Annotated in this window: 12 protein-coding genes and 1 tRNA gene; 5 read left to right on the top strand and 8 right to left on the bottom strand. The window is 63.2% G+C overall.

Annotated elements, in window-relative coordinates; translation table 11 throughout:
- Both B9Z03_RS09795 and B9Z03_RS09790 read right to left on the bottom strand, forming a co-directional pair.
- The gene (locus B9Z03_RS09795) at window positions 1–549 is read right to left on the bottom strand and encodes a TRAP transporter small permease (protein ID WP_085464041.1); all 549 of its coding nucleotides are present in this window, start codon (window positions 547–549) and stop codon (window positions 1–3) included.
- The gene (locus B9Z03_RS09790; protein ID WP_139832215.1) at window positions 546–1,652 is read right to left on the bottom strand and encodes a TRAP transporter substrate-binding protein; all 1,107 of its coding nucleotides are present in this window, start codon (window positions 1,650–1,652) and stop codon (window positions 546–548) included. Before B9Z03_RS09790 ends, B9Z03_RS09795 begins: the two co-directional genes overlap by 4 nt.
- 252 nt (window positions 1,653–1,904) lie before the next feature.
- Here B9Z03_RS09790 and B9Z03_RS09785 point away from each other — a divergent pair, with 252 nt between their 5' ends.
- The 4 genes from B9Z03_RS09785 (at window position 1,905) to B9Z03_RS09770 (ending at window position 6,635) form a co-directional block, all read left to right on the top strand.
- Window positions 1,905–2,942 carry a LysR family transcriptional regulator gene (locus B9Z03_RS09785; protein ID WP_085464039.1) on the top strand — a complete coding sequence of 346 codons (1,038 nt, stop codon included), beginning with the start codon at window positions 1,905–1,907 and terminating at the stop codon, window positions 2,940–2,942.
- A 136-nt stretch (window positions 2,943–3,078) separates the two neighbouring features.
- Entirely contained in the window at window positions 3,079–3,957 is an 879-nt protein-coding gene (locus B9Z03_RS09780; protein WP_176247483.1) for an alpha/beta fold hydrolase, read from the top strand.
- A 22-nt stretch (window positions 3,958–3,979) separates the two neighbouring features.
- A complete protein-coding gene (locus B9Z03_RS09775; protein WP_085464037.1) occupies window positions 3,980–4,888 on the top strand; it encodes an alpha/beta fold hydrolase in 909 nt (302 codons plus the stop codon).
- Window positions 4,889–4,934: 46 nt separating this feature from the next.
- The gene (locus B9Z03_RS09770; RefSeq protein WP_176247482.1) at window positions 4,935–6,635 is read left to right on the top strand and encodes a M28 family peptidase; all 1,701 of its coding nucleotides are present in this window, start codon (window positions 4,935–4,937) and stop codon (window positions 6,633–6,635) included.
- 49 nt (window positions 6,636–6,684) lie between these two features.
- On the opposite strand, the gene B9Z03_RS09765 is transcribed toward B9Z03_RS09770, so the two are convergent.
- The 5 genes from B9Z03_RS09765 to paaG form a co-directional block, all read right to left on the bottom strand.
- On the bottom strand, window positions 6,685–7,206 hold the full coding sequence (locus B9Z03_RS09765) for a flavin reductase family protein (RefSeq protein ID WP_085464035.1): 522 nt from the start codon (window positions 7,204–7,206) through the stop codon (window positions 6,685–6,687).
- Between the two features lie 44 nt (window positions 7,207–7,250).
- On the bottom strand, window positions 7,251–8,012 hold the full coding sequence (locus B9Z03_RS09760; RefSeq protein ID WP_176247480.1) for an SDR family NAD(P)-dependent oxidoreductase: 762 nt from the start codon (window positions 8,010–8,012) through the stop codon (window positions 7,251–7,253).
- Window positions 8,013–8,019: 7 nt separating this feature from the next.
- The gene (locus B9Z03_RS09755) at window positions 8,020–9,207 is read right to left on the bottom strand and encodes an LLM class flavin-dependent oxidoreductase (protein ID WP_085464033.1); all 1,188 of its coding nucleotides are present in this window, start codon (window positions 9,205–9,207) and stop codon (window positions 8,020–8,022) included.
- Window positions 9,208–9,719: 512 nt separating this feature from the next.
- A tRNA-Thr gene (locus B9Z03_RS09750) sits at window positions 9,720–9,795 on the bottom strand.
- A 141-nt stretch (window positions 9,796–9,936) separates the two neighbouring features.
- Window positions 9,937–10,728 (bottom strand): 2-(1,2-epoxy-1,2-dihydrophenyl)acetyl-CoA isomerase PaaG, encoded by a 792-nt coding sequence (paaG, locus tag B9Z03_RS09745; RefSeq protein WP_085464032.1) that lies wholly within the window; start codon window positions 10,726–10,728, stop codon window positions 9,937–9,939.
- A gap of 122 nt (window positions 10,729–10,850) precedes the next feature.
- Between paaG and B9Z03_RS09740 the strand changes: the two genes are divergently transcribed.
- Window positions 10,851–11,534 carry a Crp/Fnr family transcriptional regulator gene (locus B9Z03_RS09740; protein ID WP_244561706.1) on the top strand — a complete coding sequence of 228 codons (684 nt, stop codon included), beginning with the start codon at window positions 10,851–10,853 and terminating at the stop codon, window positions 11,532–11,534.
- Here B9Z03_RS09740 and B9Z03_RS09735 read toward each other — a convergent pair.
- Window positions 11,525–13,342, bottom strand: coding sequence for an adenylate/guanylate cyclase domain-containing protein (locus B9Z03_RS09735; RefSeq protein WP_085464030.1), 1,818 nt, complete (start codon window positions 13,340–13,342; stop codon window positions 11,525–11,527). The genes B9Z03_RS09740 and B9Z03_RS09735 overlap by 10 nt on opposite strands.
- Between the last annotated feature and the right edge of the window lie 219 nt (window positions 13,343–13,561).

Here is a 13,561-nt window from a genome sequence, read left to right as displayed (position 1 = left end):
CTACTCTCCGCCGTGATAAGATTGCGCGGGCGTGGACCTCGCACCCGTTGCATATTGGGCCGCCGCGCAGATTTGCGCCCAAGCCGCCACAACGCCAAGAAACGCCATGGCTGCGGTGAAGGGCCAAAAAGGCATCAGCAATTCATCGGACACTTCTTCGTAGCGGTAGTGCGTGATCGACATCTCGTAGAGCCGCCATGCAATCACCAGCAGCGCAACCGCGGAGAAGACATTTACGAACACGCCCTGGATGCGCTTGAGCCAGTCAGGAACGACGTCGTCGAGAATGTCGATCGTAACGTGCATTTCCCTGAAACAGACGTAGGGAAGAGCGCAGAATACGAGGCCTGCGATCATGAGGGCTATCAGCTCGGATGTTGCAGGCAGCGGGCTGTTGAAGAGGTAACGACCTGCGACGTCGAACAGCGTCAGAAGCATCATCGCGAAAAGTATCAGACCGGCGATCAGGGCCAGGGCACGGCTCGGCAGGTCGCCGAGCCAGTGCGTGATGCCCTTGCGCGCGGCGTCGTGCTCCGGCTTCGCGCTCATTTCGCCTTCAGCTCATCGACCTGGGAGCGGAAGTAGTCCAGGATGGCCTTCCCGTCCAAGTCGGTCGCGGCAACCTCCTTGTAGTATTCTGCTTCGAACTCCACGCTGACTTTCTTCATCGCATCGATGACGGCGTCGGGAGCGTCAGCGATCGTCGTGCCTGCGGCCACTGCCGCTGCCTTGCCTTCGTCGTTGATCTTGTCCCAGGCTTCGCCGGCCATCTTGGCGAAGACCTCGCCGGAGTATTTGTCGAATGCCGCCTTGCCGACCGGCGAAAGGGAGTCGTATTTCGCCTTGTTGACCATCAAATACATACTGCCGCTGTTGAGGCCTCCGGGGATGATCGTCGCGTAGGGAAGCACTTCGGCGAGCTTGAAGCCGACGAGCTGCTCCCAGTGTCCTGCGTGTCCGTCGACGACACCGGTCGACAGGAGCTCATAAGCCTTGGTGATCGGCTGGGCCACGGATACGCCTCCAAGCCCTTCGACCAACCGCCGCGTGATCTCGCCGCCGGTGCGGATCTTCTGCCCAACCATATCCTCGGGCGATTTGATCAGCTTTGTGCGGTGGAAGAGAAGGCCTGGGCCCAGCGTATTAATGCCGATCAGCTGGACGCCATCGTAGAGGTTCTTGTCGGCGAGGAATTTGTCATGCGTGCGTTGCAATGCCACCGATGTCACGACGGAACGGTCTCCCAGAAAGGGGAAATCGGTGAAGTGATACGCGGCAAAGAGTTGCGGCGAATAGGAGTGCGTACCGAAGCCGATGTCCGTCTGGCCGGTCCGGACCGCATCGAGATAGGCCCGCGGCGCTGCGACGCTTTTGGGGAGAAATCGGATCTTGATTTCCCCGTTCGACGCCTTCTCGACCGCCTCCGCCCACGGAATGTAGAGATGGACGTTCAGCCCGTGCGTCCAAGGTATCCAAGACGAGAAAGTGAACTCGGTTTCCGCCTTCGCCGCGTTCATGCCGAAGAAGCCGGCCACCACCAGACTCAGGACTGCTTTTTTCCAGAACATTCTTGGTTCTCCTCGATTTTCCCCATCCGCAGGTTCGGAAAAAGTTGGCGCGACGACGCACCGGAGCAGCCGCGCTTGCAGCACCCCGCCTAGCCGAAGATCGAAAACGCATATTGCCAGGGTGATACGCCGGCTCGGAATAGTACTCCGCGCCTGCGAAGCTCCGGGCAGCCTTTTCGACCGCGCCCTTGCCTTTTCCGCTCCCGGCCTTGTCTGTCTTGGACAGTTCCAACGACCGCGTTTGGACGCTAGCAAACATGACGATGGTATGAAAATTCCACGTAATGTTGAATTCAGTTAACCAAATGGTTATTCCTGAGCGCCGGTGAGAGACCTATGATCAGCACCAATTTCCTTCGTCAGCGCCTGAAGATCCGCCATCTGCGCCTCATCCGGGCGATCAATGAGATGAAGTCGATCAGCCTGGCCGCCGAGCAGATGGGCGTCACCCAAGCGGCCGTGTCGAAGACGAAAGCCGAGATCGAGGACATCATTGGCATGCCGCTTTTCAGGCATGACCTCGAACGCTGGCAGCCGACCGAGATCGGCGCGAGACTGATTGATGCCGCCTACCTGATTTTGAGCGAGATCGACTCCGTCAACGACGAACTGATGCATCTGCGCGAAGGCGTGCATGGCAGCGTCGTGGTCGGGATACGGACCTATGCGCTTCTGCCGAACCTCGCAACCGCCGTGGCCAGGTTCAAGGCGATCTTTCCGAAAATAGCGGTGAGCCTGATCGACGCACCTTATCACGAGCTGATGGAACAGGCGGAGCGCGGCCACGTCGATCTCATCATCAGCCCTCTCGCCGATGACGAACCGCGCTTCAAACACGTGAGCGTCCCGATCAAGGCCGCGCATCATATGATTTTCGCCAGCCGAGGGCATCCGCTGTTGGCCGAGTCGAACCCTGTATGGAGGGACGCAGTCCAGTATCCGTGGTGCGTGGCGCCGATCGGCACCCGCACCCGGCGCCATCTTGAAGTCTTGCTCAAGAAACTCGACCTGCCGTTTCCCGCTGATGTGATCGAAACTAATTCCCTGGTCCTGAGCCTCGCCTTGCTGCGCGAAGCCCAGCTGTTGACCGTCCTGCCCGTTGCGATCGGCCAAGGTCTCGACGTGTACGCGAATGCGGGCTCTCCGGCGAGCGACACCCACATGGGCCAGGGAGTGGGCGAACGCGTGAACCTTCCGATCTACGATATCGGCGACACCGTCCAGCTGACATGGCTCAGCGATCGGGTACTGTCGCCGGCCACGTGTAGATTGCGCGATTTCCTCATCCTGCGCTTCAACCCCAAGGAGAGTAGGTCGGTCCCAAACTTCCGCTGGACCGGCCCGCCGGTAGAGCCTGATTCCTTGTCCTTCTGATCGACCATCCAATCCCGCATTACCAAATGGTTATGTGTTTTGAACTCTTCCTAGAGTTTTCCTACCAGCGACCGCATGCAAGATCGCCCCATGAACGAGCGCACAGAGCGCTCAGATCATCGGAGCAGAATTCGCCGTGCTGGGAACGCCGAAATGGATCGAGATCAACGGAATTCGGACGCGCTACTTTGACAAGGGAGCCGGCGAACCCATCGCCCTCATCACCGGAGGGAATTTCGGATCCCCCAGTTCGGCTTCGGTAGTCGAGATCTGGCATGGGAACTTCGAGGTCCTATCGCGTCAGTATCGGGTGATCGCATTCGACAAGCTTGGCCAAGGACACACAGACAACCCTGCGAATGACGACTACCGCATGCAGGCGGTGGTCGCGCATGCCGCCTCGTTCCTGTCGGCGCTTGGCCTGCGCGGGATACATATCGTCGGGCAGTCCAGGGGCGCGATGCTTGCCGCGCGACTGACGCTCGAGTGCCCCGAGCTCATCCGCAGTTGCACACTGGTCAATACAGGCACTCTTTCGCCGGGCGTGGGATTGAATGAGGTCGAGCTGTCGGGATGCCCCTTCCCGCCCGTATCGCGCGAGTCCCAACGCTGGGTGTTCGAGCGTTGCGCCTATCGACCCGAGAGCATCGTCGAGCCCCTCGTAGAGGCCGGCTACGAAGTTCTCCGCCTGCCCAAATACCAGGAAGCGGTCATGAAGATGACCAGGGGTGGACTCGCCGAGACACTCTTCCTGCGCCAACTGGCGCCGCTCAAACGCGAGACACTGCAATGGATCAGCGATGCCGGACTTGGCCGGCCGACGCAGATCATCTGGGGCTACAACGATCACACGACCACACTCGAAGCTGCCGTGGATTTGTTTCAGCTCATCTCCTCGCGCGACGCCGGCGCGTCCTTTCACCTCATCAACGAGGCCGGCCACCACCCGTTTCACGAACACCCCGCCCAGTTCAACGCCATCATGCTGGAATTCCTGGCACGCCTCAGGCGCTGACAAGAACGAGGAACAGATCAGAATGCTTGAGGACAGATGGGTCGAGGCCGGAGGAGTGCGAACCCGCTACGTCGAGACCGGAAGCGGCCCCTCCACCATTGCGTTTCTTCACGCGAATGCCCTCGCCGATCAAGGCGTCTGCCACAATCTGCGGGTGTGGGAGGCCAATCTGGAAGAAATCGGAAGTCGGGCCCGAGTGGTCGCCTTTGATGCATTGGGACAAGGTCGAACGGGCATTCCGAGTGAGCAGAGCTACGGCTTCGATCGCGTGATCGAACATGCGAGGGCTTTCCTCGACATTACCGTCGGCGGACCGGTTCATCTTGTCGGCCATGATGAAGGCGGTTTGGCCGCCCTGAGGCTCGCCTTCGAGGCTCCGGAACTGATCCGCTCGGTCACCATCGTCGCCGGCAAGGCCGTCGCGCCCGCCGGCGATCCTTTGTCCAACCTCACGTTGTCGGCGCCGCTCGAACCCCGCTATGGCCGTACGGCGCAGGCCTGGGTCATGGAGCGCCAATCGTGGAACGGTCATCATATCGATGCTGGACGCTTCCTCGACGAAGCAGTCCTGGTCGGCCAGTCGCACCAGTTTAAGGCACTGCGCGAGAGGCTTCACGGCAAGAACGAATACGACACCTCCGTGCGGCCGACCCTGTCGCGAATGCGGGTCGACAACTGGACGCGGTTTCGCGAACAGGGTGTCCCTTGTCCTGTCATGCTGGTGTGGGGACAGAATGATCCGATGAGCCCCGTGCAAAACGCGATGGCTCTTTTCCGGCTGATCGCGCCGCGACAGGGAACCGCTCACCTGCGGATCATCGGCCGCGCCGGCTATATGCCATTCCGTGAACAGCCGAGCGTGTTCAACGGCATCGTCGCAGGATTCGTCGGCGCCCTCGACGAAGGTCGAGGCGCCGGCAGTGTTCACTGACACAGCGAGAGCAGACCCGATGGACAAGCGCACGAGGATGGCGTCGATGGACGCCGTCGACGGCACAGCGATGCTTGCCGATCTGACGACGATTGCGCGATGGACGAAATATCCAGGCACCCCCGACGAACTCGAAAGTCTGCGCTATCTTGAGGCTAGGGCCGCTGGCATGGGCCTGCGCACGGCGATCTTGTTCCACGACGCCTACATCAGCCTCCCCGGCTCGGCGACCGTCGAAATACCAGGCGACTCGATGGAGTGCATTACTCATTCCTTCTCTCTGTCGTCTCCGAAGGATGGCTTGCGCGGCGACCTCGTCTATGTCGGAAAGGGCATGCCCGCAGACCTCAGGGGTATCGATCTGGCTGGACGGATTGCCGTCGTGGATGGCCTCGCGACGCCGGCCGTGGCCAACAGGCTCAGACACGCCGGCGCCGCCGGGCATCTTCACGTCAGTCCTGACGAGCATCGGCACGAGATGACGCTGTCTCCCGTCTGGGGGAACCCCGGGCTCGAAACCAGGCAGCAGTTGCCCCGAACCGTTGCGTGCACGGTGTCGGGACCTGACGGCGCCCGATTGAAAGCGCGCCTTGCCGCAGGCGAGAAAATCGAGATCGTCATGCATGCCGACGTCGACACCGGCTGGCGGCAGATCCCGATGCTGATCGCCGACCTTGACCCGATAGCTCCGGCGGACGGCAGCTATGTACTGTTCTCCGGACACCACGATACCTGGCATTACGGTGTGATGGACAACGGCACCGCCAACGTCACCATGCTTGAAGTGGCGCGGATAGCCGCAGCGAACCGCCGCCACCTGCGCAGAGGCCTGCGGCTTGCCTTCTGGTCGGGCCATTCGCAAGGGCGCTATGCCGGGTCTGCCTGGTATGCTGATAACTTCTGGGACGATCTCGAACGGAACTGCGTCCTGCACGTGAACATCGACTCGACGGGCGGGCGCGGGAACCACGATTTTGTATCGCTGTCCGGCCCCGAACTCTGGAAGACCGCCGAAGTCGTCATGGAGGAAGTCTCCGGCGAACCCATCCACGTCAAACGCCTCGGCCGGTTTGGCGACCAGTCATTCTGGGGTATCGGCATTCCAGCCATCCTTGCCTTTGGAGAACAGCCGGTCTCGAGCGGTATGCATGAGCACTTTCCGCACCCGCTCGGCTGGTGGTGGCACACAGAGGGCGACACGCTCGACAAGATCGACGCGGATGTGCTCGTCCGTGACGCTCGCTTCTATGCCAACATCGTGCTGCGTGCACTCTGCGACGCCATCCTGCCATTTGATTTTTCTGGTGCGGCGCGCGAGCTGCACGACGCACTGGAGGACATCGCCAAGGATCTTGTCCGCTGGATGGATATTGCGGCGCTGACGAGCCGCGCGGCGTTGCTTGACCAACTAGTCGGGAAGGTCAGCGTAGCCGCCGGAAAGACGGATTCCGAGACGACTTTGAACACGATCAACGCCACGCTGGTCGCCATAGCGCGAGCGCTGGTGCCGATTCAGTTCACCACCGGTGACAGATTCGAGCCGGATCCAGCACTCCAGCAGCCTCCATTCCCGGCACTGGCCCCGCTACACCATCTGGCGGCCGTCGAAGAGGACGGCGACAGGCGCCGTTTCGCCACAGTGGATGCCCGCCGTGCACACAACCGCGTTTTGCATGCGCTGGATTGCGCGATCGCGGCAACGACGTCGTGCCTCGAGAAGATCGAGACTGAAAAGCAGGTCGGCTGAGAACAAGAGTTTCAACCTGCCGGCCCCTCACCTGACGGCCAAACGGCGTTCAGCTCGCCTCGCGCGAAGGCGCCAACGCCTTGAACCGACCGTCGTGATAGAGGAGCGGAGCAGCCGGTTCTGCCTTACCGGCGACGACGCGGCCGACAAAGATCGTGTGTGTGCCCACGTCCACTGTCTCCTGGGTGCGGCACTCCATGTGGGCTGCGCATCCCGTCAGAACAGGCAGACCTTCGGCGGTTGCAATGTGGCCCACACCGCTGAACTGATCCTCGATTTTGCCGGCAAACCGTTGGCCGATCCACTCCTGGTCCTCAGCCAGCACGTTGATCGCGAAGCGGCCGCTTCGCAGGAGGCGCGAATGGCTCCTGGTGGTGCGATTGACCACAATGAGTACGCTCGGCGGATCGGCGCTGACGCTTGAGAAGGCGGTGGCCGTCATGCCGTGAAGCTCGCCGTCCGCGCAGGTTGTGATTACGACCACGCTTGCCGCCGCAGACCGAAGGATCGTGCGGAAACAGTCTGGATCGATCTCGGATATCGTATTCGCGGATGATATGTCTTGCACCATTTGCAGGCTCGTGGCTCCCTCGGTTGCTCGCCAACGCCTTCGCTCTAGCCGAGCATGATGGACCCGCCATCGACGCTGATGGTCTGGCCGGTGACGAAGCTCGCATCCTCGCCGAGGAAGAAGAGCACCGGTCCGACGAGATCATCGGGTCGCCCCAACCGTCCGAGCGCTATGTTGCCGAGGTGCGCGCTCATGGTTTCGGATGGTATGGATTCGATCTCCTCCCGAGTTGCGGCGACCGCGACTAGCCCTGGCGCAACGCAGTTCACGCGAACACCGAAGGGGCCGAGTTCGCGGGCGAGCTGCCGCGTCAGGCCGATCACACCTGCCTTCGCTGCGGCGTAGGCCTGGACGCCGGTCCTCGTGTAAGTCCTGCCAGCGCCTGACGAGACGTTCACGATCGCTCCCCCTCCGGCAGCCTTCATGGAGCGCGCCGCCTGGCGACAGCAGTAGAAGAGCCCATCCAGGTTGAGCGTCACGACCTTGTGCCAGTCCACATCCTCGACCTGATCGACTGGAGCTCGAACCTTTCCCGGGCCGCCGGCCGCATTGACGAGGAGGGATGTCGGACCTGCCTGCTGCTCGATCTGCGAAAACGCAGCCCTCACTGCAGCCGAATCGGTGACATCGAGCGGCATGCTGGCGATCGTCCCGCTCCCAAGCGGCTGCGGCGCGAGCTGCTCCTGGAACCCGATGTCGACACCCCAGACATTCACGCCACGCCGCGCCAGATCTTCGGCGATGGAACGGCCTATATCGCCCTTGGCTCCCGTGACGATTGCATTGCGCCCTACAAACCCGCTCATGGCCGTTTCACCACGACCAGCCGCGTGAGGACGGCGGCTCCCACAGACCCGCCTTCTCCAGATACGGCAGGACATCGCCGAGCAGCGCAACCTCCGCCGGATCCCAGATGAGACTGAGCCACATAAAGCCGCGCAGGCCGGTCTGCCGGTTGATCTCGATGATCTGTTCGGCGACGTCGGCGGCCGTCCCGACCAGAACGCGGCTGCCGGCCGCAAGACCGATCTTGCGGGCGGCCTCATCGAACTCGCCGCCGAAATTGCTCTGATACGTCTGGCTCCCGGAGAGGAATCCCCGCGCCCACCCGCGCGCCGCATCCATATCGACCGAGTCGCGGATCCAGTCGTATTTCTCCTGCGCTTCGGCCGCAGTCGACCCGATGACATACCCGATCGAGCCGGCGAGGTTGACCTCCAGTCGGGAGCGGCCGCTCGCCTCTGTCTTGTCGCCCAGTTCTTCCACCGTCCTTGCCACCTGTGCGAGATCTTCCACGACCGCGAAGAAGGCGTAGTCGGCATTGCGTGCTATGAAGTCCTGGCCAGCAGGAGAAACGCCTGCGTTGAAGATTAGCGGGCTCTCCTGGACCGGATAGGGGCCGCGCGGCACACCTTCCAGATGATAGTATTTTCCGTTGAAATCGATCGGCTTGCCGCGCGCGTTCCAAAGGGCACGGACCGCAGCCAGCGTCTCTTCCACCACCGCATAGCGCTCGTCGTGTTCGATCTCGCTCGAAATGCCGAACAGCCTGGCCTCGGACCCCTTGGCGCCAGGCACGATGTTCCAACCCCAGCGCCCACCGCTCAGGACATCCAGATTGGCTCCCAGACGCGCGAGGACGACGGGCGACAGGTAGCGGGCGTGCATCGTCGTCACGACCCCGATGTGATCGGTCGCGGCCATGACGATCGGCGCCCAGATCGGTGCGGATATGCAGGGCTCGCCATGGCCAACGCGTGCATTGTGCTCGCCGTGATTGGTGTAGCCGTCAGCGAAAAAGACGAAATCCACGCCAATTTTCTCGGCAGTGCGGGCAAGCGCGATATGCGAATCCATGTCGAGCACGTCGGGGTTCCGCTCGGCAACGGCCAATGACGTTACGTTTGGAGATGGCGAGTTCGGCCACATGAGGCCGAATCGCATCTTGTCGTCCACCTTTCGCGGCTTCATCGATTGCTGACCACGTGAGATATCGCGCATTGAGCACTCCCTTGCATCGCCGGGAACGTTCCGCCCAAGAGGGGTCACAGGCCCCAGGGTGCAGCGGGCGCATTTGGGCCCGCATCTCAACTCGCCAGCGTGGGAGGATTTTATAGAGAACTGCGCCTAGACGAGTGATAGAGGTCTTGTGGCTGTTGCATTACTAAACGGTTATAAAATGCCTGCTTGTCGAACGCCCACCTGGTATTTCGGCGGAATTGCGAAGGCCGGGCGGTGACGGGCACAGGCCATGGTCTGAGTTCACCGGCGCACCTCTATCGAGAATGCGACCCGCGAGGTCCGATGCCGAAAGGCGGATTCGTGAGATTGATCTCAAGCAGGATCAGGATCGCCAGATGGAGGCTGCCCACCGACGGTCGCGCCAACTATGCGACTGCCGGATCCGCCTTGGCCAAGACGACGAGCCTCGGCCGCAAAAAAGTCGAGACGAGGCACCGGCATCAAAAGACGATGCGCAGCAAAACCCAAAGTGCCGGTTTTGTTGAGAGATTTGGTGCCGCTTGCGTGACTCGAACACGCGACCCCATCATTACGAATGATGTGCTCTACCAACTGAGCTAAAGCGGCAATCCGGCGCTGTCCGCGACGCGGCGCAGCGTGGAGCGCGTCTTATCGGCAATGGCCGCGGAATTCAAGCCGAGCAAAGCGAATTCTCCACGCCATCGTAAATGCCGCCGACGGAAGCCGGCGGCGGCGCACGGACCCGGCCTACTTGCCCCGGAAATTCGCCGGGCGCTTCTGCAGGAAGGCGGCGACACCCTCGCGATATTCGTCGGATTGTCCCGCCTTATGCTGGAAGTTGCGCTCCATAGCGAGCTGCTCGTCCAGCGAATTGGTGGAGGCCGCCTGGATCAGGTGCTTGGTCAGCGCATAGGCCGCCGTCGGGCCGTTGGCGAATTTTTCGGCGAACTTCCGCGCCTGCGCCATCAGCTCCGCGTCGTCGACGCATTTCCAGATCAGGCCCCACTCTGCCGCCGTCTCGGCCGGCAGAGGCTCGGCGGTGAGCGCCAGCGCCTTGGCGCGCGCCTCGCCCAGGCGCCGCGTCAGCCACCAGGTGCCGCCCGCATCAGGCACCAGGCCGATCTTCGAGAAGGCCTGGATGAAGCTCGCCGAGCGCGCGGCGATGACGATGTCGCCCGCCAGCGCGATGTTGGCGCCCGCACCCGCGGCGACGCCGTTCACCGCGCAGATGATCGGCTTGCCCAATGCCCGCATCTGGCGGATGAGCGGGTTGTAATAGGTCTCCAGCGTCAGGCCGAGGTCGGGGCGCGGGCCGCCGAGTGTCGGATCGCGATCGGACAAGTCCTGTCCGGCGCTGAAGCCGCGGCCAGCCCCCGTCAGGATGACGGCGCGGCAGTCGTCATCGGCGGCGCAGTCGTCCAGCGCGGCGCGCAACCTTAGATGCTGATCCTCGTTGAAGGCGTTCAGGCGATGCGGGCGGTTGAGCGTCACTGTGGCATAGCCGTCATGCTTCTCATGGAGAACAGCATCGCTGGTCATCGTGTTTTCCCTGGGTTAGGTTTCCTCGAGGGTCTTCTTTGCATGGCGACGGGACACATTCAATTTGCGGCGTCTTGCGCCGCTGATCTACACATTGGTGAAGCTGCATGAGGCGGGCCAAGATGCCGCGACCGGCAGCGCCGCGGGGCGGGCAGCTGCCTGCGGAGCTGTTCGACCTGCTGTTCGCCGGCCATGCGCCGGAACAGTGGGCCGACGGCGAGACGCTGTTCATGCAGGACGATCCCCCCGACCGCGTCTTCGGCATCGTCAAGGGCGCGGTGGAGATTTCCCTCTATTCCCCCGACGGCCGCAAGATCGTCGCCAACATGGAGACGCCGCACAGCCTCGTCGGCGAGATCGGCGCGCTCGACGGCGGCACGCGCACGGCCACCGCGACCTGCGTCGGAAAATGCGAGGTCTATTCGATCTCGCATGCGCAGTTCGTCGACCGGGTGACGCGGACGCCGGCGCTGTCGCGCGCGATCATCGGGCTGCTCTGCGCCCGGATCCGCTGGATCAGCGGCGAGTTCGGCGACCAGGTGATGCTGAAGGTCGACGCGCGGCTGGCCAAGCGGCTGCTGTTCATGGCGTCGGCCTTCGCCGCCGATGACGGCTGGATCGAGATCTCGCAGTCGGAGCTCGCCGATTTCCTCGGCGCCACGCGCGAATCGGTCAACAAGAACCTCAAGCAGTGGCGCGAGGCGCGCATCCTCGACATCCGCCGCAACGGCATCCGGATCCTCGACGAGGAACGGCTGCGCGCGCATGTCGCGCTGCAGCCCCCGGCGGGCGGCCCTCAGCGCTGAACGGCGAGCGCCAGCTGCTCCTCCGCCGCGCGGAAATTGCCGATCAGGAAGCGGTTGGAGGCCGGATCGACATAGGGAACCAGCTCAGCCCGGCGCATCCGGAAATGCGGGTGGCGCAGCCGGAAGGCATTGAGCTCGGCCGCCGCTTCCGCCTCCCTGCCGGCGCGGAACAACGATCCCACCCGGATGAGGCCGGAATACCAGTAGGCCGGAGACAGTTCCAGCGACGCCTTGGCGGCATCCGCCGAGGCGCCGAAATCGCCGGTGAACGCATAAGCGGCGGCGAGCTCGCCGAGATTGTGGAAGCGGTAGAGGTCGAACGGGCTGAGCTTCTCCGCCTGCAGGTGGGAGGGGATCGCCTTCGCGGCCTCGCCGAGCAGATTGTGCGCGCTGCCCTTGGCGGAATGCGCGAAGGAGAAGCTGGGATTGATGGCGAGCGCCATATCGAGATGCTTCAGCGCCGAGCCGGGCCTGCCGCGCATGATGTCGGCGATGCCGAGATGGCAGTGCGGGCGCGCGTCATGCGGGTCGATCGCCAGCGCCTTGCGGGCATAGGCCACCACCTGCACCAGATCGGCCTCGTAGTCGTGCGGCTGGCCGAAACGCAGCCAGGAACGCCAGAAATACCACCAGGCCAGTTCGTTGAGCGCACTGGTCGAGTTGGGCGACCGGTCGAGCGCGCGTTCGAAGAAGCCGAGCGCCATCTCGGTGTCGTCATGGGTACGGCGCCCCATGTGCCAGCGCCCGCGCCGGATGAGCTGCCAGGTGTCCATGCTTTCCACCGGCAGCCGGAAGGAGCGCTCCTGCTCGACCCGGTCGACCTCCTTGGCGAGCGCGATAACGATCTCGCCGCCGATCTCGTCGGGGATCGAGGGAATTCCCTCGACGTCGGCGTCGAAGGTGCCGGCCCAGATCGTGTTCGCCTCGACGGCGTCCTCCAGCATGGCCCTGACCCGGATGGTCGGACCGGTGAGCGACACCGTGCCCGAGACGACATAGCGCGCGCCGAGCGCGAGGCCGGCGGTGGCGTCCGACAGCGCGGCGTCGCGGAACTGGAAGCTGGAGCTGCGCGCGATGACCGGCAGCCAGCGCGCATTGGACAGGCCGATGATGATGTCCTCGGCCAGACCGTCGGCCATCGCCTCCGCCTCGGCTCCGGAGCCGGCCGCGCGGAACGGCAACACCGCGACCGCCGGCGGCCCGGCCGGCAAGGCTCCCAGCGGCATGGTCGGCACGCGCGGCTGGGCCGTGCTCTCCTCGCCGGCCGACGCGGAATCGGCCTCGGCGGACAGGACGAGATAGCTGCGCACCGGATAGAGGATGTTCTTGAACCGCTTCTCGCCCATGTCGCGGCAGCGGGCGATCGAAAGCCGCTGCACGTGGTTGAACGTCGTCTCGGAGATGACGATGCCGCTCTCGGGCGCGGATTCCTGCAGCCGCGCGGCAATGTTGACGTCGTCGCCGTAGCGGTTCAGGTCGCGCACGATCACATCGCCGGTGTTGATGCCGGCCCGGAACGCCATGCGGCCGCTCTCCGGCGTGGCGGCGTTGAGTTCGACGATGCGCTTCTGGAAGGCGAGCGCGGCCAGCAGCGCACGGGCCGGCAGGCCGAATTCGGCCATGAAGCTGTCTCCGGCCGCGCCGAAGATCTCGCCGCCGTGGCTGCGGCAGGTCTCCCGGATGATCGCCGCTCGCGTCTCGAAGGCCGCAACAGCCACATCGGCATTCTGGCCCATCAGGCGCGAAAAGCCGACCGCGTCCACAGAAACAATCGTCGCGAGCTGACGCGTGAACTGCACGTCAGCCATCTCGATGCCGCCTCACACCATGCCCCATCGGCCTCGGACGCTGCCTTGCGGACCTCCGGATCGGCGTGTCGCGGGTTATTCCCGTCCTTGCTCCACCGGCTGCTGGGTCGCGCCCTGTTTCATTACGAAACATCGACTAGCTGACATGTTATGTCAGGATTTAACCGGCAGCAACCAGACGAATGTAGGAGGGCGGCAAAAAGCGAGGAATTTCGAACA

It is taken from the genome of Mesorhizobium australicum, assembly GCF_900177325.1.
GTDB lineage: Bacteria > Pseudomonadota > Alphaproteobacteria > Rhizobiales > Rhizobiaceae > Mesorhizobium_A > Mesorhizobium_A australicum_A.
The sequence above is the reverse complement of the archived record's forward strand: the minus strand, read 5'-3'. Positions and strand labels throughout refer to the sequence as shown.